The 22185-nt window shown below is 68.5% G+C and carries 14 protein-coding genes; 10 read left to right on the forward strand and 4 right to left on the reverse strand.

Going from position 1 to position 22185, the window contains the following annotated elements:
* Positions 1–451: 451 nt before the first annotated feature.
* The 3 genes from U9978_RS04680 (at position 452) to U9978_RS04690 (ending at position 2885) form a co-directional block, all read left to right on the forward strand.
* Complete coding sequence (locus tag U9978_RS04680; RefSeq protein WP_322759789.1) at positions 452–1498, forward strand: AI-2E family transporter; 1047 nt, start codon at positions 452–454, stop codon at positions 1496–1498.
* Between the two features lie 92 nt (positions 1499–1590).
* Complete coding sequence (locus U9978_RS04685; protein WP_322759844.1) at positions 1591–2223, forward strand: disulfide bond formation protein DsbA; 633 nt, start codon at positions 1591–1593, stop codon at positions 2221–2223.
* Between the two features lie 179 nt (positions 2224–2402).
* Positions 2403–2885, forward strand: a complete 483-nt coding sequence (locus U9978_RS04690) for a ribose-5-phosphate isomerase (protein WP_322759790.1) — start codon at positions 2403–2405, stop codon at positions 2883–2885.
* A gap of 78 nt (positions 2886–2963) precedes the next feature.
* Here U9978_RS04690 and U9978_RS04695 read toward each other — a convergent pair whose 3' ends face one another.
* The gene (locus tag U9978_RS04695; protein ID WP_322759791.1) at positions 2964–3290 is read right to left on the reverse strand and encodes a hypothetical protein; all 327 of its coding nucleotides are present in this window, start codon (positions 3288–3290) and stop codon (positions 2964–2966) included.
* A 1504-nt stretch (positions 3291–4794) separates the two neighbouring features.
* Here U9978_RS04695 and U9978_RS04700 point away from each other — a divergent pair.
* From U9978_RS04700 to U9978_RS04710, 3 genes are all read left to right on the forward strand, one after another.
* The gene (locus U9978_RS04700; RefSeq protein WP_322759792.1) at positions 4795–5787 is read left to right on the forward strand and encodes a dolichyl-phosphate beta-glucosyltransferase; all 993 of its coding nucleotides are present in this window, start codon (positions 4795–4797) and stop codon (positions 5785–5787) included.
* The gene (locus U9978_RS04705) at positions 5784–9926 is read left to right on the forward strand and encodes an alpha-(1->3)-arabinofuranosyltransferase domain-containing protein (protein ID WP_322759793.1); all 4143 of its coding nucleotides are present in this window, start codon (positions 5784–5786) and stop codon (positions 9924–9926) included. The genes U9978_RS04700 and U9978_RS04705 overlap by 4 nt, the downstream gene beginning before the upstream one ends.
* 463 nt (positions 9927–10389) lie before the next feature.
* Positions 10390–11775: a hypothetical protein gene (locus U9978_RS04710; protein ID WP_322759794.1), complete on the forward strand. Its 1386-nt coding sequence runs from the start codon at positions 10390–10392 to the stop codon at positions 11773–11775.
* 85 nt (positions 11776–11860) lie between these two features.
* On the opposite strand, the gene U9978_RS04715 is transcribed toward U9978_RS04710, so the two are convergent.
* Positions 11861–13435: a glycosyltransferase family 4 protein gene (locus U9978_RS04715; RefSeq protein ID WP_322759795.1), complete on the reverse strand. Its 1575-nt coding sequence runs from the start codon at positions 13433–13435 to the stop codon at positions 11861–11863.
* 217 nt (positions 13436–13652) lie between these two features.
* Here U9978_RS04715 and U9978_RS04720 point away from each other — a divergent pair, with 217 nt between their 5' ends.
* Together U9978_RS04720 and U9978_RS04725 are read left to right on the forward strand one after the other, a co-directional pair.
* Positions 13653–15107: a polysaccharide biosynthesis protein gene (locus tag U9978_RS04720; RefSeq protein ID WP_322759796.1), complete on the forward strand. Its 1455-nt coding sequence runs from the start codon at positions 13653–13655 to the stop codon at positions 15105–15107.
* A 288-nt stretch (positions 15108–15395) separates the two neighbouring features.
* A complete protein-coding gene (locus U9978_RS04725; RefSeq protein WP_322759797.1) occupies positions 15396–17138 on the forward strand; it encodes a hypothetical protein in 1743 nt (580 codons plus the stop codon).
* A 17-nt stretch (positions 17139–17155) separates the two neighbouring features.
* Here U9978_RS04725 and U9978_RS04730 read toward each other — a convergent pair whose 3' ends face one another.
* Both U9978_RS04730 and U9978_RS04735 read right to left on the reverse strand, forming a co-directional pair.
* Positions 17156–17932 carry an ABC transporter permease subunit gene (locus U9978_RS04730; RefSeq protein ID WP_322759845.1) on the reverse strand — a complete coding sequence of 259 codons (777 nt, stop codon included), beginning with the start codon at positions 17930–17932 and terminating at the stop codon, positions 17156–17158.
* Positions 17933–17937: 5 nt separating this feature from the next.
* Positions 17938–19083 (reverse strand): ABC transporter ATP-binding protein, encoded by a 1146-nt coding sequence (locus U9978_RS04735; protein ID WP_322759798.1) that lies wholly within the window; start codon positions 19081–19083, stop codon positions 17938–17940.
* A gap of 422 nt (positions 19084–19505) precedes the next feature.
* Between U9978_RS04735 and U9978_RS04740 the strand changes: the two genes are divergently transcribed.
* Both U9978_RS04740 and U9978_RS04745 read left to right on the forward strand, forming a co-directional pair.
* Complete coding sequence (locus U9978_RS04740; protein WP_322759799.1) at positions 19506–21200, forward strand: SpoIIE family protein phosphatase; 1695 nt, start codon at positions 19506–19508, stop codon at positions 21198–21200.
* Between the two features lie 63 nt (positions 21201–21263).
* Positions 21264–21968 carry a DUF4230 domain-containing protein gene (locus tag U9978_RS04745; RefSeq protein WP_322759800.1) on the forward strand — a complete coding sequence of 235 codons (705 nt, stop codon included), beginning with the start codon at positions 21264–21266 and terminating at the stop codon, positions 21966–21968.
* Positions 21969–22185: the final 217 nt, after the last annotated feature.

Genomic DNA, 22185 nt, shown 5'->3' on the forward strand with positions numbered 1-22185 from the left:
TCCTTTCGGAAGGTCGGATGAGCGTCCCGCACCGGGGCGAGGGTGGCGGACGTCCGGGTCCGGCGGCTTAGAGCGACCGGCAATAGGGGCGTGGATCCCACAGTCTCCCACGCCCCGGGCAGCCGGCACGTCCGCTCCATCGGGCATACCCGTACGGATCTGTGGCCGGTGGCGATCTGTGGCCGGCACGGATCTGTGGCCGGTACGGACAAACAGCTACCCGGTGCACCCGCGGTCGAGTTTGATGCTGGTTTGGAACGTTCGGGCGGCATGGCCGGTTCAAGCGCGGCAGGCGCCGTGACGGTGAGGGAGAACATCGGTGAGGCGTGTGACCGGTTTTGGGCGTCCATCCCGTCGGAGGGACACGGCTCCGCCCGGCCCGCTTGATCCGCCTGGCCCGCCCGGCGGGGTGGGGCCGACGCCCGCCGCTCTGGGCGAACCACAGGTTCCCATGGCTTTGCGGGCGGCCGCCGGCTGGTCCTGGCGCCTTCTGATCATCGGTGCGGCGATCTACGTACTCCTGCTGGCCATCGGTCGGGTCCGCATCGTGGTGATTCCGGTGATCGCGGGCCTGCTCATCAGCGCGTTGATCCGCCCGGTTGCGTTGGTTCTGCGTCGGCACGCGGTGCCGAGACTCGCGTCGTCCTTCCTGACCATCTTCGGTTTTCTGATCATTGTGGTGGGCGTGGGCGTCGGCGTCGGGTTCAACGCGGCCAACGAGTTTCCGACGCTGGCTGACCAGATCAGCAAGGGTGTGGAACAGGTCCGTGACTACCTGCAGGACGGGCCGCTGCACCTGTCGCAGAAGCAGTTGGACGACCTCACGAATGACATCACCCAGACGTTGGCGAACAACCGGGGCCGCCTTGTCTCCGGAGTGCTCTCCGGGGCCACAGTTGCGGCGGAGGTGATCACGGGTCTGCTGCTCACGCTGTTCTCGACGTTCTTCTTCGTCCACGACGGTGACCGGATCTGGGATTGGATCGTCACCCGCTTCCCGCCCGACGGTGAGGCAAGGGTGCGCGGCGCGGGCCGGGAGGCATGGTCGACACTCACCGGATACGTCCGCGGCACCATGTTCGTAGCGCTCATGGACGCCGCCGGTATCACGATCGGGTTGGTGGTGGTCGGGGTTCCGCTCGTCGCACCGCTGGCCCTGGTGACGTTTCTGGGCGGGTTCATCCCGATTGTCGGAGCAACCGCGGCCGGTGGGGCGGCCGTCCTGGTCACGCTCGTCTCGAACGGCTGGGTGCCTGCACTGATCATTCTCGGGTTTGCGCTCGGGGTCCAGCAGATCGAAGGTCACCTGCTGCAGCCCCTGGTGATGCGGCGGGCCGTGCGCCTGCACCCGCTCGCGATCGTCATCTCCCTGTCCGCGGGCGGTGTACTGGCCGGCATCCCCGGAGCGATTGCCGCAGTGCCGTTCGTGGCCGTGCTCAACCGGGTGGCCAGCTACCTCGCCCGGTCCGGGAAACAGCCAGCCGCTTCCGATGGTTGAGCGGGATACGGGACAGCGCCGAGCCCACCTCGCTTGATGATCAGGAGTGGCTTGTGACAACGCAGAGTGTTTCACCACAGTCGGTTTCGACCATCACCACCACGGATCACGACACAGTCACGCCGATCACCACGGCCGCGTTCTGGTTCGACCCCAGCTGCCCATGGGCATGGCTGGCCTCGCGCTGGGCGCTGAACGTCGAGCAGGTCCGGCCGGTGCGGTTCAGCTGGCATGTGATGAGCCTTGCCGTGCTCAACCAGGGCAGGGAGGTTGCCGAACCGTACCGGGAGCAGATGCGGCGCGCGTGGGGACCCGTGCGGATCTCCATCGCGGCCGCGGCACGACACGGTGATGACGTGTTGCTGCCGCTGTACACGGCGCTGGGCCGGCGTCGTCACCTGGAGAAGGCCGAGTGGGACGCCAGCACCTTTGCGGCGGCGCTGGCCGAGGTCGGCCTGGATCCGGATCTTGTCGATGCGGCGGCGTCCGAGGAGTTCGACGATGCGCTGCGGGTGAGCCATCATGACGGGATCAGCCGCGTGGGCATGGACGTCGGCACGCCGGTGATCGCGGTGGGGGACACAGCCTTCTTCGGCCCGGTCGTCACGCCGACGCCCAAGGGGGAGGCCGCGGGCAGGCTCTGGGACGGCGTGCTGCTGGTCGCGGGCACTCCCGGCTTCTATGAACTCAAGCGCACCCGGGACAGCGGCCCCGTGTTCGACTGATCCGACCGGTCGGACCCTGTCGGTGCCAGCCGCCGTGGCCGGGTCGTCGCTGTCAAGGACCATCCGGTGAACAGGATCGGGGACGGATGCCCCGCGGGTATCACCCGTCGGGTGTGTCTTTCCTAGATCATGGGAGTGGGGGGAGTAACGGCGGTCCGCGACGGGCATCATTTCGTTCCATGCGCGTCCATCTCGGTTCCGACCACGCAGGCTTCGAACTCAAGACCTCATTGATCACTCGGCTGGCCGGGCTGGGTCACTCAGCGGTTGATCACGGCCCGGCCGCCTATGACCCGGATGATGACTACCCGCCGTACGTGATAGCGGCAGCCGCGGCTGTTGCGGGCGAACCGGGCAGTCTGGGCGTCGTCATCGGTGGTTCCGGTAACGGCGAGGCCATTGCCGCGAACAAGGTCACCGGCGTGCGCGCCGCCCTGGTCTGGAGCACCGAAACGGCCCGGCTCGCCCGGCTGCACAACGACGCGAATGTCGCGAGTGTCGGTGCGCGGATGCACACCGTTTCGGAGGCTGTCGGCATCATCGAGGTGTTCCTGGGGACGCCGTTCAGCGCCGAGCAACGTCACAGTCGGCGGATCACCATGCTCGCGGCCTACGAGCGATCCGGCGTGGTGCCGATGACGTCTGCGCCGCTCGCTCCCTGACCTGGGCGTCCCGATCTGCGGCCCAGCCGGACACAAGGATTGACGCAGGTGCTGACGCAGGTTCAAGCGTGGTCTGAGTTACCGCCGGCGCTGTGTTCGGGGGACGGTCGTGGGGGCGGTGGCGGGGTCGGTCCATGGGCGCCGCCGAAGCACGACGGTGCGTTCGGCCTCGGCCAGGTCGTCGAGGTCGGGCCGGGCGACGTCCCGGGCTCGCATGGCCGTTCCCGGAGGCAGCCGCGAGCGTCCGGCGCCGACCAGGGCACGCAGACCAGGATCGCCCATGTCCCGCCGGCGACCTGATCCTTCGTTCGGATCGCTGCCGGAACCCGCTGGGCTCGGTAGGGCCGGACCGTCGTCTCCGGGGGCCGGGGCCGGGGCCGGGGCTGTCACAGGACGTTCCGTCATCGATCACTCCTGTTCGGCGCGACGCCCACCCCGCGCGGACATCCTCGGGATCCAGAATGCCTCAGAGCCTGTTTTGAATCTTGGGTTCGGACAGCGAGCCGCGTCCAGGTGGTTCCCGGCAAGGCGGGAGGCCGAAGCGATACCGGATGAGTTGTATCGGTTTGGCCGACAACGCAGCCGGGGGCCGGCTGGGCGTGGATCGCCCGGACAGAAGATTCAAAACAGGCTCTAAGTGCGCCCGGTCGGGGGCGAACTGACTGCGCACGCGGTTCTGCGATTCCGGCTTCGGGTAGATGTCCGGGAGGAACATAAGGAGGATCTCGTGCGGCGATTCCCTTATGCTGGGTACCGGCCTCGGTATTGCGGCGACAGCACGACCATCGGGTGAATGAACGGGGTGCAGACCTGTTCCGGTTGCCTTTCGTCCGAACGCTGTTGAAGGGGCCAGCGGTGGGAACGGCAGGACGCGATCATGGCGCGATCGTGCCTGTGAGCGCTCGCCCTCCCCGGTGACGCGATTCATTGACAACATACAGACAACGGTCGGCCGGAGGTGTTTTGGGGGATGTCGGGCTAAAGGTCGTACGATCATGGTTTTTCGCGCGGCCGAAGGTCCGACGAGGGATGGCCTGCCATCTCGGTCGGTGATGCTTCGGTGTCCGACTGTGGTCATGGTGTGACGAAGGGGTCACTGTCGGATGTGTGTCGTAGTGATATGCGGGTGGCGGACGAAGGGGAGCGCCCCGCCTGCGAGAAGATGTCCCAGGTGTTAGAGCGCCCGGCAATAGGGGCGTGGATCAAGGAGTGGGGCCGGGGTGCGTGCATCGCGAGGCGGCGGAGGGAGGCACCGGAGGTGTTGGGTGTCGACCGACGACAACGACGCGAGGTGCGTGCCCCGGCCCCGCGACGCCGCGTCCCCTATTGCCGGTCGCTCTTAGAGCGCCCGGCGGGTGGGCAGCGCCCGCTCGCGGGTCGTTGTCTTGGGCACGACGGTCGCCGCGAGATCCCTGCGGGCCTCCGGGTGTGCGAGCCAAGCCGGGATCGCGCACCCGGAGGCGCGCAGGGTAACCGAGAGTGAGGTAGGGATGGCGGTGTTCAGTGCGGATGTCGCGGCGGATTTCCGGCGGCATGCCGGCTGTCAACCGGGTTCCGAGCAGTCGAGAAACTGTGTACCAACAAATCGCCCGACCATGCTGTGGACATGGTTCGTGTCGTGTTGCCGGAGGCCTCGGGGAAGGCCATTGAAGGATCGGTGGGCGCATGTACGGATATCTGCCGTCCATCCCGCGTGCCCAGAACGTGCCGCCAGTCTGTTGGCAGCGTAATGGTGGATTGTCGGTCGGTCCTCGCCGGGTGAATACTGCTTTGGCGGATCGGATTTCACCGGCGCGGCGATGCCGTATCGAATCTTCGGCCGGACCAGTTCGGACGTCACGAGGTGCTTCGCGATCGGCAGGTGATCGCAACCGCCCTTGTCGTTGCCGACGCAGCTTGGGAGTGACTCTTGGACCACGTTCCCGTCAGTATCGTCATCCCCGCCTACAACGAGGCGCACCGGCTCCCGGAGGCGTTGCCCCGTCTGGTGGCTGTGGTGGGCAAGCTTGCCGGCGCGGAGGTGATCCTTGTTGACGACGGCAGCACCGACCGCACCGCCGAGGTTGCCGAGCGGTTGTTGAGTGAACTGCCGCGGGCACGCGTCGTGAGCCTTCCGTGGAACTCCGGTAAGGGTACGGCAATTCGCGCAGGTGTCGCGATGGCGCGGGGCGCGTCAATCGTGTTCATGGATGCGGATATGGCGTCGGATCTCAACGATCTCCCGCCGCTGCTCGCGGCGCTCAACGATGCCGAGGTTGCGCTCGGGTCGCGCCGGATCGGTGACAACGCGCTGCGCACGAGCGGCCGGCGGATGGGTAGCTGGGCGTTCAACCGAATCACCCGGACCCTCGCGGGACTGGACGTCGCCGACACCCAGTGCGGCTTCAAGGCGTTTCGGCATGCTGAGGCGAAACTGCTGTTCAGCCTGTCGCGGTCCACCGGTTTCGGCTTCGACGTCGAGGTTCTCTCGCTTGCGCGGTCGATGGGTTACCGAATTGCTGAGGTTCCAGTGCACTGGTCGGAGATGGCCGGCGGGACCTTTCGGGTCACCAGGCACACTCCGGCGATGCTGGTCGACGTGATTCGGGCCCGGCGTTACCGGCGGCGGGTGCCTGTCCTGTCCACACCGCTGCACCTGCGGACCGGCGAGGCAGCACCGTCGGTGGTCCTGCAGGCGGTACCCACGCCGTTGGCTGAGGTACGGCGCCCGGGTGCCGCAGCAGGGACGGGCACGCAGCCAGCGCCGGAAGCGGAGGCATCTCGGACCCCGGTTGCCCGCGTGCTCAGTATGGGTACGAGCGCGCTGGCGACCGACGGTGGATCGGTGCAGATGCCCGGGTCGACCAGGACCGGAGGTGGACGGGATACTGGCCTGACGTCGGCTCCGCGCGAGGTCGTATGATCATCTTTCGACCACGCAGTTCGGCGGGCCGGTGGTTGGCGTCGCCCGGCCCGCAGTGTGACGCGCCGGTGGCGGCCTCCGACCACCGCGACCACCTCGGCCGCGCGCCGCGGTGGTGCATCGCGGCGATGGCCGCCGGTTTCGTCCTGCTGTGTCTGCTCCAGGCGCCTGGCAGGCTTGCCGCGGACACCAAGCTCGATCTTGCGGTGGACCCGGTACGCTTTCTTGCCGCTAACACCCATCTGTGGCGCTCCACGTCGGACTTCGGCCTACTCCCGAACCAGTACGTCGGCTACGTGTTCCCGATGGGGTCGTTCTTCGTCAGCGGGAAAGTGCTGGGTCTACCACCGTGGGTTACTCAGCGGTTGTGGATGGCTCTGATACTGACCGTCGCGTCGTGGGGAGTCATCCGGCTCGCCGACGCGTTGCGCGTCGGTGGCCGAGCGCAGCGAGTGATCGGCGGGATCGCCTACTCCGCATCGCCGTTCGTCCTGGGCAAGATCGGTTCAACCTCCGTCGCGCTGACGGGGAGCGCGATGCTGCCGTGGATGGTCCTTCCGCTCGTGCTCGCGGTGCGGCGGGATGCAGTCGGCTCGTTGCGGCGGTTGTCGCCGCGGCGGGCCGCAGCACTGTCCGGGCTCGCGATCTTCGCCACCGGAGGCGTCAACGCGAGCGTCACCCTGGACGTCCTGCTGTGTCCGGCTGTTTGGCTCGTCCTGGCCGGAACAGACCGGCGGGCCTGGGCTCTTCGGGGCTGGTGGATCCTGTCGGTGCTGCTCGCGACCGGATGGTGGGTCCTGGCGCTGGGAATGCAGCGGCGGTACGGCCTGAATTTTCTTCCCTACACCGAGACAGCCACCACCACGACCGCCACGACGTCGGTCGGCGAGGCGTTGCGGGGCGCCAGCGACTGGATGGCCTACCTGCGCCTGCCGAGTCCGTGGCTGCCCGCGGCGTCCGAATACGTCACCACCTTCGCCGCGGTCCTCGGATCCGGCCTGGTGGCGGCGCTGGGAGTCTGGGGGCTCGCACGCGCAGATCTGCCGGCCCGACGCTTTCTGGTGCTCACGTTCGGGGTCGGGGTCGTCGCCATCTGCGCCGCCTACCCTGGACAACCCGCAAGCCCATTTGCGGATACCGTCCGCGATCTGTTCGGCGCTCCGTTCGGTTTTCTGCGCAATGTCTACAAGTTCCAGCCGGTAGTCCGACTACCGATGGTGCTCGGTCTCGCTCACGCCCTGTCCGTCGCGGCCGCGTGGCGGCGCCGCGACCGCAGTGGCGCGGTCGACCGGCGCGGGCGGCCTGTTGGGCGCGGCAGGGTCGCCGCGCGGCAGCCGGGTGTGGTCGTGGTCGTCGTGACCGTCGCCTCCGTGATCGCGGGAATGACCCCTGCGCTTGCCGGCAGGATAACCCCCACCGGCGCGTTCCGTGACGTTCCGGGCTACTGGGGGCAGGCTGCGGACTGGCTGGCGCGGAATCCGACCGGCGGCCGGACTTTGGTGCTGCCGGGAACGGCGTTCGGTGAGTACGACTGGGGTCGTCCGCTGGACGAGCCGATGCAGTGGTTGGCACGGACACCCTGGGGGGTTCGCAGTCTGATCCCGCTCGGTGGGATCGGTGTCATGCGGTGGATGGACGGGATCGAACGCGAGCTCACGCTCGGATCCGCACCAGGGCTTGCCGAGGCCCTGTCCCGGGCCGGGGTCGGACAGGTGCTCGTCCGCAATGATCTGCAGAACAAGGACTGGGATGTGCCGCCGTCATCCGCGCAGATCAGCCGCGCGCTGCGCGGATCCGGTCTGCGACAGACCGCGCGGTTCGGCCCGATGGTCCCGGCCCGTACCGCGGCGAAGGCCAGGCTTGTCCCGGCGCTACGTAATCCGACGCAGCGGGTGCCGGCCTTGGAGGTGTGGGTGGTCCCGGGCGGAGCGAGCCTGGTGCAGGCGTATCCGGCAGCTACCGCGCTGATCGTGTCCGGTGGTGCCGAGGCGACCGTGGCGATGGCGGCCCAGCGGGTGTTGCCCGACCAGGCCACCGTGTTGGCCAGTGACCTGGCCGGAACGGCTGGTCCCACCGCGGCTGGCCTTACCGCGGCTGGGCCGGCTGCCGCCGAGCCGGCTGTGGCTGGTCCCACCGCGGCTGATCCGGCTGCTGCCGATGTCGTCGGCCCACGGACCACATGGGTGGTGACTGACACATTCACCCGCCGTGACAACCGGTTCGGGCTCGTCCACGGCGCTCAGTCCTACGTCCTCGGACCGCATGAGGACGTCGCGGGTGCCTCGGGGCCGCCCGATCAGTGGACCGATCGGGCGGTGGCCGGGCACCAGACGACGGCCGGCTATGTCGGTGGGATGTCGGTCATCGCGTCGTCCTATGGATTTGAGTTGGCGGCCGCACCGAGCCTGGCGCCCGCGAATGCCGTGGACGGTGATCCCGGTTCCGCATGGCAGAGTGTCAGGACCGACGGGGGCTCGGCGGGGCAGTGGTTGCAGGTCGACGTCGCGCGAATGGTCGAGGTACCGACGTTGACGGTGCAGCTGCTGGAGGAGAGTCCGTCCCGTCCGATCGTGCGGGCACTGCGGGTGACTACCCAGGCCGGTTCAGTGGTCACCCCGGTCAAGCCGATCGAATCCGCACAACAGCTCGCGGTACCCGCCGGTCCGACCCGGTGGTTCCGGGTCGGTTTCGAGCAGGTTACCGGCGACGGCGACCCCTTTCTGGGCGCGGGAATTCGTGAAATGACGATTCCCGGGATCAGGTTTCAGCGGTATCTGCAGGCACCCTCCGACATGGCACGGTGGTTCTCCGGCGCGGACTCCGGGCGGATCGTCTACGCGTTCGCGCGGAATCGGGCCGATCCGTCCCAGCCGTTCGAGGATGACGAGGAGCGACAGCTCAGTCGGCGTTTTGATGTACCGCGCCCCCTCGCGTTCACCGTCAGGGGCGAGGCGGTGCCGATCGCGCCCGCCCCGATTGGTGCCGGCGGCCAGAGCGCCAGTGGCGATGACTCGTCGTGGGTGGCCGCAGATCCCGGGCAGCCGAGCACGGAGCCGTTGGCCCTTCCCTGCGGGTCGGGTCCAACGGTGATCATTGATGGGCAGCGCTACTCCACCCGGCTCGACGGTCTGCCGGATGACGGCCGAGCGCTGCGGTCCGTCACGATGAGTCTGTGCACCGACGGTGGAACGGTCACTTTGAGCGCTGGCCCGCATCTGCTGACGACCGAACCCGGGTCGGCGCCGTTCGCGGTCGGCTCCCTCACGCTGGTCGACAGCGCGCTAGTGGCCCCTGCCGTACCTGTTCGGGCGACCCGGATCGCCGGATGGACGCCGGAGCGGCGCATGGTCGAGATTGCGGCGGGGGAGCGTAGCTATCTTGCCGTCCGGGAGAACGCCAACGCTTCGTGGACCGCGACCATGAACGGCGTGTCGCTGGCGGCGATCCGAGTGGATGGCTGGCAGCAGGGATGGATCATTCCGGCCGGGGTGGCCGGCACGATCGTAATCCTGAACCGGCCCGGACAGACCTACCGCCGTGACCTCGGTGCCGGAATGATCATGGTCGCGGGGTTGATCGTGCTGGCGGTGCTCCCGTCCGGCCGGCGCAAGCGGACCGGCCGGGCATCGCGTGGGCGGAGCGCCGGTCGGAGGGGCATCGGCCGGTGGGGTACCGCTCGGTGGGATGCGGGTCGGTGGGATGCGGGTCGGTGGGGTACCGGTCGGTGGGTCCGGCGGCAACAGCCGGAGCAGGTGCGAGATCATCTCCGCTACGGTGTCATCGCGGGCGGCATGTGCGCGGTTACGCTGGTCGCAGGTCCGGCCGGGCTGGTGGTCCCGGCGCTGGTCACGGTTACTCGACGTTGGTCAACCGGGCTGTCCTGGCTTGCCGCCGGTTGTGTGGGCGCTGCCGCGACTGCGGTGGCGCTGGCGCCTGACAGTCTCCCGGGCTCTGGCCGGGGAGCCTTCGGCTGGCAGGTCCAGCTGTGCGGCGCAGGTGCGTTCGCGTGCGTGCTCACATCCACGGCCGTTCGTCGCGGCGCGCGGCCAGTCGATCTCCCATCGGCGTCGGTTCTCGCTCAAACGGTTCAACGATGTGATTCTGATGCTGGTATCACAGCACAAAAATCACATTCTTAGAGCACCCGGCAACAGGGGACGCCGCCTGAGCCTGCCGCTGGGTCATTACGGCCTTGAACGGTTGCGAATCGGCCGTTCTCACGTTTGATCGGTTCGCTCGAGAAGAGTCGCATCAAGCGGATTTGGTGGCGTCTTCCGCAGGTGATCGGCTCGTGCGACGGATCCGGAGATGAAAGAGGTCTTCGCCACTATTCCAGCCCGAATCCCATCAACTGACCTGACGGGACGGAAACTGGGTCGTGTGGGGTGTGTCGTGGGGACCACTAAGTGGAAGGAAGGTGTCAGAATCGACTCCCGCGAGATGTGGCGGCCGACGCCGGTTGCGGAACCACTCGTCGGTCTGGTCCCGTATCCCCGATCCGGGTCATCCGCTCCCCACCGGTCGACAAGGTCGGTCCACGCCGGGCCCGAGCCCGTGCGGCCTGCCCGTGAACGGCGTTTCTCGGTGTTGGAAGATATGATCATGGCATCGGATCGCCGGTCGGCGCCGGTTTCGGTTGGCATGATCGCCCGTACCCGTGAGGCCATCGACCCGGGGACATTGCGCAGAGCGGTGCACGGTACGATGGCCCGCTATTCGATGGCGCGAGCACGGATGCGCACCGGTCTGCGTGGCCGGCGTTGGTCATTCCCGGACGTCGCCGATATTCCGATCATTACAGCCAGCGGTCATGATGATGGAGACCTCTGGGATGCGTTCGCAGGTCTGTGCTCCCGCCCCTTTGCCCTGAGCCGGGCGCCTGCGGTGCGGGTTCTGCACATGCGGTTGCCCGACGATGAGGCACTCGCGGTTGCCGCGCATCATGTCGCTCTCGACGGATTGAGCGTGGCCATGCTGCTGCGCGCGATCCTGGAGAGCTGTGTCGTCCCGGAGCGCCGTGTCGTCACCATGCCGCGTCGTCCATCCGGGACGGCTGTTGACAATCTGGTGGACGGCGGTGTTCCCCGGAGCGCTACCGCCGGTAGCGACATCTCCGGGGCCGACATCTCCGGGGGCGCCGGGCTCTCGCTCCACCATCGGCGGGCGGCTCCGTCCGTGGAATGGATCAGCCGCTTCGTGCCTGGCTCGACAGCGCTGCGCCGGCCGATGCGGGGGCGGATCGCCCCCGCGCCCGGCCTCGGCCGGCGCGACCGCACATCACCGGATGGCCAGGTCGGTCTCTACGGTGTGTACTGCATGACGGTTCCCGTCCCAAGGGCCGGGCGGCTTGCCACCGGTGGCGCGGTCACCGTCAATGATCTTTTGCTGGGGGCCGCCGCCGCGGCGGTGGAGCGGTGGAACACCGCGGCCGGGCGGGAGACCGGGCGGTTGCGGGTACGTATGCCGATCAACCTTCGTGACCGCGATGCGGAGGTTGCCCTTGGTAACTTTACGGGAGAAGCGGTGATTGCCATGACACCGCTGGACCGGCGCGACCCCGAAACCCTGCTGGCCGCGGTGTGCCGACAGACGGCGGCCAACAAGGCGGCAGGGCCGCCCGCGGAGACCGGGAACGCCCTGCGCTGCACTGCCTGGCTGCCCGGCCCGGCCCGGCACGCGCTGCTGCGCTTCGCCGCGACCGTCGTGCGACCGCTACTGATGCCGACGGCCAGTGTGACCAACCTCGGACGGCTGCCTGGCCGGCTTACGTCGGGCGCTGACACCCCGCAGATCACATCGCTGTACTTCGCCGCGTTCGCGGGTCTGCCACAGGGACTTGTGATCACTGCCACGGGCTATGGTGGCGATCTGAACCTGGCGTTCTGTTACCATCGTGACCTTTTTGATCAATCGGCTGTGCGGCGCTTCGCCACGCTCTACCAGGTGGCTCTCGATGATCTGACCCGCGTACCCGACCCGCGCACCTGATCCGGGTTGACCCGGTCGACCCGGTCGACCGGGTCAACCCGTGATGGAGGGCTTCGGTGCCGTGGCATGGGGAACCCCTGGCGCACTAACCGGTCGCGGCAGGGGTTCTGCTCGCTTCCACGGCATCGGGCCGGGCACATCGGACTGCGGCGACCAGCAGGTCCTCCCCAGTCGCGGCCCGTACCTCGATCGGGCCGGTGACACCGGCCCGGACGAGTGCGGCACGAGCATCGGCGAGGCCCGCACCGTAGAGCACCGCGACCGCGCGGCCGAAATCGTCTCCGGCGCGGACCGTCCCGCCGTGGTAAGGCCCGCCGTGGTAAGGCCCGTCACGGTAAGGCCCGTCACTTTCGGGGACATTGCGATATACCAGGTCGGTACGGCGCAGGGCTGGCAGCGCCTGCCTCGGCGTCAGCAGGAATTCCGCGCGGGTGACAAGGACGTCGCTGCGGCGTGATTCCCGCGGGCGGCGGCCCGGCGCGCGGTTGCCCAACCTGTCCATCTCGGCGGTCACGATGCGGGCCAGCAGCTCGGCGGTGGCGTCCCAGGAGAAGCGTGCGGCCCACGCCCGCGCCCGTTCGCGCCAGCGGGTCGCCGTGACCGGGTCTGCGAGTGCGCAGAGTGCGGCATCGATCGTGGATCCGAGCGCATCGGTGTCATCCGCCAACCAGCCGGTATTGCCATGGCGGACGGCATCGCGTAGCCCGGGTACACGGAATGCCACGGCCGGGACACCATGGGCATTGGCCTCCAGGACGGACAAACCCCACCCTTCGCCGTGGGACGGATTCACGGTCAACCAGGCCGTCGACAGCAGCCGGTCCCGTTTCATCGCCGTCACGTAGCCGTGCCAGTGCACAATGTCCTCGCCGAGACCGAGCTCGGCCGCGTGCCGAACGAGCCGTTCCCGGTCCGGTCCGTCCCCGACCACGTCGAGGATCAGTCCCGGATGGGCCGCGCGAAGCGTGGGAAGCGCGTCGAGCAGCAGGTGCAGCCGCTTGTGCGGGACGAGGCGGCCCACACAGACGATGGTCGGCCGGTCCGCCGGTCGGCTTGACCCGTCATCCCGCGGAAGATCGACGCCGCCGGGCACGATGAAACGTGGCCCGCGCAGCTTCAGGACCTCCCACGCTTCGTCCCTGGTCGAGGGTGACACGACGGCCACGGGACACTGTCGGTACACCCAGCGGCTACCGGGGGCCTCCAGCAGCTGTCCGATCCGGGCCACGGGCGCCGGGAAGTAGAGCGGGAACTGCCGCTGGTGGACGTGGTGCACAACCTGGACGACCGGGGTACCGGGCAGCACCAGCGGGCTGAAGAACGGGATGCCGTTCTGGCAGTCCACCACGGCGTCGATGTCGTGCCGGTCGCGTAGGAGACGGGCCAGCGCGGCCGGGTATACCCCGAATGTCCCACCCGAGCGCTCGACGTCGATGCCCCTTACTTTCTGCCATCGTTGAGTGTCGGCCGGTCGGGAGGTGAACAGACTCACCCGCGCGCCAGCCGCGGCAAACCGCTCTGCGACCGATTGGCAGTAGAGCTCGGCGCCCCCGGCCTGAGGATGTTCAAGATCACGCCAGTTGAGAAACACCACACGACGGCCAGCGAGCGTATCCAGTTGCCTGCCCAGATCGCCCGCTGGTGCTGCAATTGCGGGCACCAGGTCTGCTCCCTTCAGCTCGACCCCGAACCGGCCCTGTGGCTTTCGGCGCAGTCTCGCCGCGCCGTTCCAGGCTCCGCGCGATGATGGTGCCAGATCGCGGGCACCCGATGCGGGTCGGGTAGGGCCTTGGCCTACCGTGGGCAGACGACGTCCGGAAAATGGCGGCAAAACGCCGACGCGCTGTCGGACGCGATAGCGTGCTGGAGGAAGCTGGATGGCGATCGCAGCGCGTGAGTTGATCGTGCGGGTCCTCGCCGGCCCCGGGTCGCTCGCGGTTGCCGGGGTTGTCGTCAACGGCGGAAACCTCCTGGTCAACCTTGTACTCGCACGCGTACTCAATGCTACGAACTATGGCGCCCTCGTCGTTCAGACCGGGATCTTCCTGATACTGTCGATGGGTGGCTCGGCATTGCAGGTCGCCGTGGTACAGCGGGACACCGCTTTCCCCGGTGATACCCGACACGCGCGGGGGTTCTGGATTCGCCGGCTGCGCGGTGTCTGCACAGTTGTGGTTGTCGTCACTTGTGTCGTCGGTCTGGTGGTATGCGGCCCGGCGGCGGCGCTCCTGTCTTATCCGCATCCATTCGCGATTGCCGAGGCGATCGCGGGAGCTGCGATCTGGGTCTCACTTTCGGTCGAGCGTGGTCTGTTGCAGGCGCGTCGCGCCTACCGGGAACTCGCATATAACTTTGTACTTGAGGGTGCTGGTCGCATCGTCGTCATCATCGGTCTGGCATTCGCCGGATTCGGAGTCAACGGTGCGGGCCTCGGGCTGATCGTCGGTGTTCTGTGCGGCACCGCACATGCCCGCCGGCGTACGGCCCGGACTACACGGGGAAAGACCACGCGGGGATCGGCCACGCGGGGATCGGCCACGCGGGGATCGGCCACGCGGGGAATGACCCCGCCGGGATTGTCGGACACCCGGCCCATGCCCACGCTGTGGTACGACACGACGGCCGCTCTCGGCGCGCTGGTGCCACTCGCGATGTTGCAGAACATGGACGTGGTCATCGTCGGCTGGCTCAACCCCACCGAGGTCGGGGCCTACGCGGCTGTTTCGACGGCCTGCAAGGTGCCGGTGTTCATCGGTCTGGCCGTGGCGAACTTCCTGCTCCCGGAGGCGGCTCAGCGCCGTGCACAGGATCGTCCCGCCACCACGGCCCTGCTCGCGGCGGTCGCCTGGGTGGCCGCCCCCGGCCTGCTGCTGGTGGGGACAGGCGTGGTCGCGGCCAGACCCGTGCTGTCAGTGGTGTTCGGCCCGCACCTGGCCGCGGGCGCCTCGACACTGTGGATCCTGGCACTGGCCATGACCTGTCTTGCCGTGACGCTGCTGTTCACCAACTACCTGCTCGGGGCCGGCCGGCGGGACGTCGTGGGCGTGCTCGCGGCCGGTACTGTGCTCACCGCCGCGGGCTTGGCTGCCGCCGGTGGTCACCTGGTCGCCACGGCCACTGTGGGTCTCGTCTGTCAGGCGGTGACCGCGGCGATGGCCGGCCTCATGGTGGTGCGGGCTCATCGGCCGGCAGCGCGGGACCTGCGCATCCCGGTCGCGGGGCGGCAGCCGGCCAGGCTCGGCGGCCACGAGCCGGGTGCCGGGTCCGAGCCGCCGGCGCAACGCGCGCCGCGGTCTGCGGCCCTGTCCGGTGGTTCTGTCCGCGAGCGGTAGGTCACCCCGCGGTTTTTTCATCCTGACCATCCATGGCCCGGTCGTCATCGGAGACTAGGAGCCATGCGTCGGAAATCCGTATCGGGGGACCATCCGCCCGCACCCAGTGGCCAACCGGCGCTCGATCATGGTTCTGTCAGTGGGCCCCGAGGCCCTGGGCACGCTGGGGATGTATCCGGCGATCCGGGCCAGGCGGCGGGCCTGGCGGCGGGGCAGGGCGGCGGCGATCGGGCGGCGGGCGTGCACGGGCTTGTCGTGGCGTCCCCGGGGCGGACTTCGTCGCGCTCCATGCCTGCTCCCGCGGCTGCTGCCGATGGGGTCATCCCGGCTGTCGTTCCCGGGGCCGCCCCCACCCCGGTGGCGCCACCCGTGCCCGCGCCGCCGGAAACCGGCCGTGGCCCATCCGGTGGGAGGCAGCGGGGCACGACCCGCCGTCGGATCGTGCTCGGTGCGGCGGCGACAGGTCTCGGCGCTCTCGCCGCCACGGGAATCGCGAAGCTGGCAGGTGGCTCGCGGCGAGCCGTACCGTCCGACGCGCTTGTGCTCTTCGGCGCGCCCGACAGTTTCGGGGACCACACCGAGGGTATCCGAGTCGCCACAGTGGATGTTCCAGGCTGGGGTTTCGGGCCTGGCCAGGCCGCATACATGTCGACCGTCACCTCCGACGGGACCGTCTTCACCGCCACCACACCCTTCTCGGACAACCAGGCTCAGCCGACCGGGTCGGGCATGGAGCTGGCGGTGTTCGAACCGGGTCCGGTGAGTTTCACCCGCCTGGTCATACCGTCAAGCACAGGGCGGACGGAGCTGCCACGCGCCGAGCCGGGGTTTCGCGGTATCGGCGGAGCCGATGTGGCCGATGTGGCGGTGATCGGTTCAGGGCCTGACGAACGGGTGGTGTTCGTCTCGTCCGTGTCCTACTTCGGCTGGGATACGGCTGTCTACGGGCAGCTACCGGCGCTCGGGCAGATCCGCCGCCCGGCGCGGGGACGACCCTGGCGTTACGATCCGGCCGGCTCGTGGACGACCGACCAGCTCGCCGCGACCGCGCCGCCCGCCGCGGCCACGACCGCCTTCCCGCGTGAGGGCAGCGGCGAACCGAGGTGGTCACGCGGCCCGGCGGCGATCAGCAGACTACCGGACAGCGGCCACCTGGTGATCGCGCAGTACTTCGGCGCCAGCAGCCTCGGCACCGCTCAGGGCGCGCTGTTGGTCGTCGACACCGCGGGTCGGGTGCGCGCCACCTGGCAGTACCCGGAGGTCCGGGTCTTCGGCGTACCTGTGGTGGTGAGCCCCCGCGAGGTTGTCGCCGATCCGACGAGCCGGGCCGGCGACGAGCGGTTTGTGCTGATCACTGATTGTCGGACAGCGGACAACAAGGTCGTCTCGTTCCCCGTCCAGGAGTTCTCCTACGCCGCGGGTGCCGGGCGCCGAGAGCTTGGGACGATCACTCCGCGTAGCGTCCCGGTGCGTGCCGCCGCGGACGGCTCGCGGATGGAGACCGCCTGTTTCGACGCCAACGGCACCCTGTACATCGCCCGCACCACGGCGGACGGACTGCGCGCCGCGACGCTCGCCGTCTACCCCAAGATCGGTAGCGAGCGGGGTCTGGTCAGTCGGACGCCGGCGGTCGACGGCTGGCCGGCGCAGAGCTGGGGGGTGCTGAACCCACCGGAGTACTTCGTTGCGGGCACCGACACGGGCGGTCTCGTCCGCAGTATCGTTCTCGACCCGGCCAGCGGGGCGGTTGTCCTCGCCGGGCTCGACGGCGTGGTGCAGCTCGTCCGGCCGTCGGGTCGGGGCCGGGACATGACCTTCGCGTCGGGCCGGCCGCTGGACATCGGTCTGGGTACACTACGACGCCCGTCGACCCGCTACATCGGCGTCCGGCGGGGCGCCGTCGATGCACACCGCGGGGTGATGTGGCTTCCCGTCAACCAGTTGGTACTCGACGCCATCCCGTGGCCGTACCCGCCGTTCAAGCTCGACCAGTGGCTGATGCGCGTCGACCTGCGTGCCCTGCTGCCCTGAGTCAGCCCTGAGTCTGGTCAGGATGTCATGTCACGGTGCTTGAACAGCCCGGCGGCGACCAACGCCGCGGCCACGCAGAAGACAAGGATCCGGATGCCGGCCGTGGAGTAGGCGATGTGATACCCGTGCGCGCCGGCGGCGAAGGTGTCCATGAGCCGGGCGGGCAGCCAGGCTGCCGCCGGGCTCCAGATACGCGATACGAGCATCTCCAGCGGTAGGGCGTAGGCGAGCCCGACAGACACCGCGGCAGCGGGGGACCGGAACACGACCCCGACCAGGACGCCGATGGTCGCGTATCCCAGCGACGCCGCGAGCACGTTCAGGTATCCCTTGCCGATCTCGACCAGACCGGCTGTGCTGTACCAGGCACCGGTACCCACGCCCGTCACGGGCGCGAGCGCGAACGATGCGGCGGCGGCTACCACCGTGGCTGCGGCAACCAGCACGGTGACGAAGGCAGCCAAGGCCAGGCATTTGCCTGCGAGCAGGCGAAGCCGGTAGGGGTAGGCGATGAGCTGGTTACGCAGCGTTCCATGGGTGAAGTCACCGCCGATTACAGCGGCTGTGACTGCGAGGGCCGTCACACCGAGCAGGATGCTGACGGCTTCCAACCCCTGCATGACCCCGTCCGGTGCGGCCACCGCGGCTGCCGTGACCGGCACACCGTCGTAGTCCTTATGCCCGACCGACAGCATGGTCAACACAGCGCCGAGCGCCGCGACGGCGACGATCGCGGCGAGCGTCCCGAAGAAGAACCGTGGGCGACCGAGCTTGACCCATTCGGCGCGGAACATCGGGGTCACGACGCACATCCGGGCATGTCCGGGGCAGGTATGCCGGAGATGCGGAATCCGACCGAGGCTGCTACCGAGGCGTCTGTCGAGGCGGCTACTGCGGCGTCCAGCGAGGCGTCCGGTGAGCTGCGGCTACGCGGGATCAGATCGCCGTCGATCCCGCCGGTTGCGACCAGGAAAGTCTCTTCCAGCGTAGGGCGGTAGGCGGTCAACGCGCGCAGGGTGATCCCCGCTTTCATAGCGATCTTGTTGAGGTTCGCGGCTACGGCTTCAGGGGCGTGTACGCTTACCGATCCGATCGAGGACCCCTGCGGCGGGTCGACCCGCAGGCCGTGGTCGCGCAGCAGAGCGGCCAGGCGTTCGGCGTCTCCCGAATGTTCTGGGGTCAGCACGAGCCGTGGCTCCTCGGCGGCAAGCAGGTCGGTCACGTGACCCTGGAAGAGTAGCCGGCCGGCACGGATCATGACCAGATGGTCACAGATCTGTTCGACCTCGGACAGCAGGTGGCTGGACACGAAAACCGTCATCCGCGCCGCAGCGAGGTCCTTGAGCAGGCTTCTGATCTCCCGGATGCCCGCTGGGTCGAGCCCGTTGGTCGGTTCGTCGAGGATCAGGAGTTCGGGGTTCGGCAACAGCGCGGCGGCGATTCCCAATCGCTGCTTCATACCCAGCGAGTAGGTGGAGAACCGGTCGTCGGCCCGGGTGGTGAGGCCGACCGAGTCCAATGTCTCGGTGACCCGCTCCGGACCGAGCCGGCGCAGGCGGGCCAGCAGGAGTAGATTGGCGCGCCCGGTGAGGCCGGGGTGGAAGGTCGGCCCCTCGATCATCGCGCCGACCCGGGGGAGATAGGCCGCGGGATCTCCGATGGGGTGCCCGAGCACGAAACCGTGGCCCTCGCTCGGCCGGATCAGCCCGAGAAGCATTCGCAGAGTGGTCGTCTTGCCGGCTCCGTTGGGCCCGACGAAACCTGACAACGCCCCGGTGGGAACGTGGAGGCTGAGCCGGTCCACTGAACGTCGGGCGCCGTACTGCTTGGTGAGCCCCTGGCTCCAGATGGCAGCGTCGGGGGGAGGCTGCGGCAGGTCCGTGCGAGTCTGCCGTCGTGATCGTATCCGCATCCGCGGTGGCCTCGCCGGAGTCTCCGCCGTCATTACGTGATTGCCTCCTTGGTTGCCTGCGCTGGATGGTTTCCGGCGCTGGATGATGTCAGGTGTTCGGCTGACACCCGGTGCTGGCTGACCTCCGGTGTTGTCCCCGGTGTTGGCCCCGGTGTTGGCTCGGTGTGGCACAGCCGCCTGGTCGGCGGACGTTGACCGAACAGAGCGTAACGGATGGAGAAGCGTTGTGAGCAGCGATGATCATTAACTCTCCATGAAAAAGATCTTCATCCATGGTCCATGCAGCCGGATCGTCGCTCCCTGAGTGATCGCCCCATCCTGGGGGCGCTCTGCGTAGGGCTTCCGGCGGGGAGTCCGAGGGGTCGGCTGCGCGCCATGCCGTCATCGCGTTGGGCGACAATGCTGTGAGCCCGACATCGATGCGGCAAGGGCTTCGGGGATCGGAGGGAGTCACCGTGGCCGAGGTGGCGGGTCTGCGCCGGGGCATCCGGGCGATGGCGGCACTGGCCTTGGTCGTGGGCGTCGCCACCCTCGGGGTAGCGGTCTACTCCGCGGTCCGGGCCAACCATGCCACCGCCGAACGGGGCAACCGGTTGGATCCCGCCGCGACCACCGCGGCCATGCTCCTGGCTGACTACGTCGATCAGGAGAGCAGCGTTCGCGGGTATTTGATCACCGAGGATCGCTCCTTCCTCGATTCGTTCGACGAGGCCGGCAAGTTGATCCCGGTGCACTATGCGCGCCTGGAGATGCTCCTGGGTGACCAGACCACGTTGGTCACCCAACTGCACAGCGTCGCCGCAGCGTACGAGGCGTGGCGCTCGGACGTGGCGCGGCCGGAACTTGCGGCGATGCAGGACGGTGCTGTTGCGGCTGCCCGCGATGTCGAGAGGTCCTCGACGGCCCGGACCCGGCTGGGCGCACTGCGCGCCGATGTGACCAGCCTTGAGATCGCGATCTCCCGGGAGCAGGCATCCACCGTCGGTCGGGTCGCCGGCGCCCAGGACCTGTTGCTCAGTTCACTGGGTACGGCGGTGTTCCTGGTTGTGGTCATCGTGGTCACGTTGAGTGTTGTCGCACGTCGCTGGCTCCTGCGGCCGATCGCCTCGCTGCGTAGGGCGGTCAACGCGGTCGCTGCCGGACGTTATGACACCCGTATCCCCGCGGTCGGGCCCAAGGAGCTGGTCGATCTTGCCGGCAACGTTGAGGCGATGCGGGCGCAGCTGGTACGCCTCGTCCGGCAGAACGACCGGCTCTGGGAGGCGCTCGCTCAGGAGGGGCCCGCCGTGGTCGCCCTGCGTGACGCGCTCACCCCGTCCACTCTGCACGCGTCCGGGCTGGTCGTGCGCGGTCGGGTCGATCCGGCCGAGGGGGAGCTGGCCGGCGACTGGTTCGATTCGGTGGACCTGCCCGGCGGCCGGGTCGGGGTGGTCGTGGGCGATGTGTCCGGCCACGGGTCGGCGGCTGGTGTGTACGCGCTGCGGCTCAAACAGCTGCTGGGCGCGGCTCTGACCGGCGGGGTGTCCGACCCCGGAGCCGCCATCGAGTGGGTCGTGGACAACCTGGGCGAGACCGACGAGGTCTTCGCCACGGCTGTGGTCGCGGTGGTCGACCCGGCGACCGGGACGGTCGAATATGCCAACGCCGGCCATCCGCAGGGGCTTCTTCTGCACCGGTCCGGCAGTCGCTCCGGCAGAGCAGGGGAGCTCTCGGCGACTCTGCCGCGGGAATCGCCGACCGCGGAGGTCGTCACGCTCACCGCCACCGGGCCGCTGGTGTCCAGCCTGCTGGCTGCGCCGGGCGCCTGGGCCACCGCGAGCTTGCGGCTACAGCCCGGCGACGCTCTGTTCATCTACACCGACGGTCTCACCGAGGCCCGCAACGAAAGGGGTGAGCAGTTCGGCGAGGACCGGCTGCTCGCGGAGATCCTGCGGGTCCCTTCGCAGGGCCCGCAGGAACTGCTTGACGCGGTTTTCGAAGCCGTCCGCGCGCACGCTCCCGGACGTCCCAGCGATGACCGCACCGCAATCGTTCTTGCGCGGACGGATGCGAGCAGCGCTGGCGACGGCGGGGCTCTCGTACCCGCCGCGCGCCCACAGTCCGACCGACGCGGTCCCAGCGGCGCGGTCCGGGCGGGGTCGGGTAGGTGACTTCGAAGCATCTTGCGGCCGTGCGGCGGGCGGAGATGGTCGTTTGCGGGTACAAACGTTGCCATGAGTGAAAGGTCCGGCATCGGGTCCGGTATCAGGTCCGGTCTCGTCGCGCTGCTGCGGGTTCGCCTTGGTATCGCGCGTCTGTTGCTCATCGTCGTCGGCGCCGTACTGGTTCTGGCCGGCATCGGGTTCGTGAGCGGATGGCGGCCGTCGCTGACCAATCCGTTCGGTCAGGAGAGGATCGACCGCAGTCCGCCCGCGGTGCTGCGTTCCCTGACCGATCTCAGTGAGTACCACGCGGCCAGCGCCCATTTTGAAGTCGTCGTCGATCTGGCGGATGAGACCAGGTTCATACCGGCCACGTTGCGCGGCGAACGGACTTTGTTCGTGGGTGTCGGCAGTGTTGACTCCGTGGTCGATTTCGGAAAGCTCGGTGCGGATGCGGTGACGGTCTCCGAAGACCGGCGGATGGTCTCCGTCCGCTTGCCCGCGCCGACGTTGTCGGAACCGCGGGTTGATCCGGAACACAGTTACGTCGTGGCACGTCAAAAAGGCGTGCTGGACCGGATCGGTGGCTTTCTCACTGGCAGCGCCAGCGATGATCGCGAACTTTATGTGGTAGCCGCGGACAGGATGACACAGGCGGCGAAGGCCGATGGTTCCGTCCTGACTCTGGCCGAACGCAATACCACCGGGATGCTGCGAGGCCTGTTCAGCGCCTTGGGTTTCACGACGATCAACGTCAGTTACGCGGACGCACGGTAGCGAGCCGTGCTCGTCCGTGCTTGTCCGGGCTCGTCCGGGCCGTCACGTCGCCTGGTGGGGGTGGAGTCGTCTCCCGGGAGCGGGCGCCGCCTCGCGCCGGTCCCACGGAAAGTCCACCGTCGAGCCGGTGGACGGGATGCCGTGGGTCGGCTGCGCTGAGTCGGCGGCCGCGGGTCACAAGCACAGGTCCTGGACCGAGATTGCTTCCTGGATCATT

Source organism: Protofrankia sp. Cr2, from assembly GCF_963555885.1.
Lineage (GTDB): Bacteria > Actinomycetota > Actinomycetes > Frankiales > Frankiaceae > Protofrankia.

Coding starts and splice junctions, on each gene's coding strand:
- U9978_RS04705 (WP_322759793.1), top strand. CDS start 5,784: ATGATCATCTTTCGACCACGCAGTTCGGCGGGCCGGTGGTTGGCGTCG.
- U9978_RS04680 (WP_322759789.1), top strand. CDS start 452: ATGGCTTTGCGGGCGGCCGCCGGCTGGTCCTGGCGCCTTCTGATCATC.
- U9978_RS04690 (WP_322759790.1), top strand. CDS start 2,403: ATGCGCGTCCATCTCGGTTCCGACCACGCAGGCTTCGAACTCAAGACC.
- U9978_RS04710 (WP_322759794.1), top strand. CDS start 10,390: ATGGCATCGGATCGCCGGTCGGCGCCGGTTTCGGTTGGCATGATCGCC.
- U9978_RS04730 (WP_322759845.1), bottom strand. CDS start 17,932: ATGTTCCGCGCCGAATGGGTCAAGCTCGGTCGCCCACGGTTCTTCTTC.
- U9978_RS04725 (WP_322759797.1), top strand. CDS start 15,396: ATGCCTGCTCCCGCGGCTGCTGCCGATGGGGTCATCCCGGCTGTCGTT.
- U9978_RS04735 (WP_322759798.1), bottom strand. CDS start 19,083: ATGACGGCGGAGACTCCGGCGAGGCCACCGCGGATGCGGATACGATCA.
- U9978_RS04695 (WP_322759791.1), bottom strand. CDS start 3,290: ATGACGGAACGTCCTGTGACAGCCCCGGCCCCGGCCCCGGCCCCCGGA.
- U9978_RS04720 (WP_322759796.1), top strand. CDS start 13,653: ATGGCGATCGCAGCGCGTGAGTTGATCGTGCGGGTCCTCGCCGGCCCC.
- U9978_RS04745 (WP_322759800.1), top strand. CDS start 21,264: ATGAGTGAAAGGTCCGGCATCGGGTCCGGTATCAGGTCCGGTCTCGTC.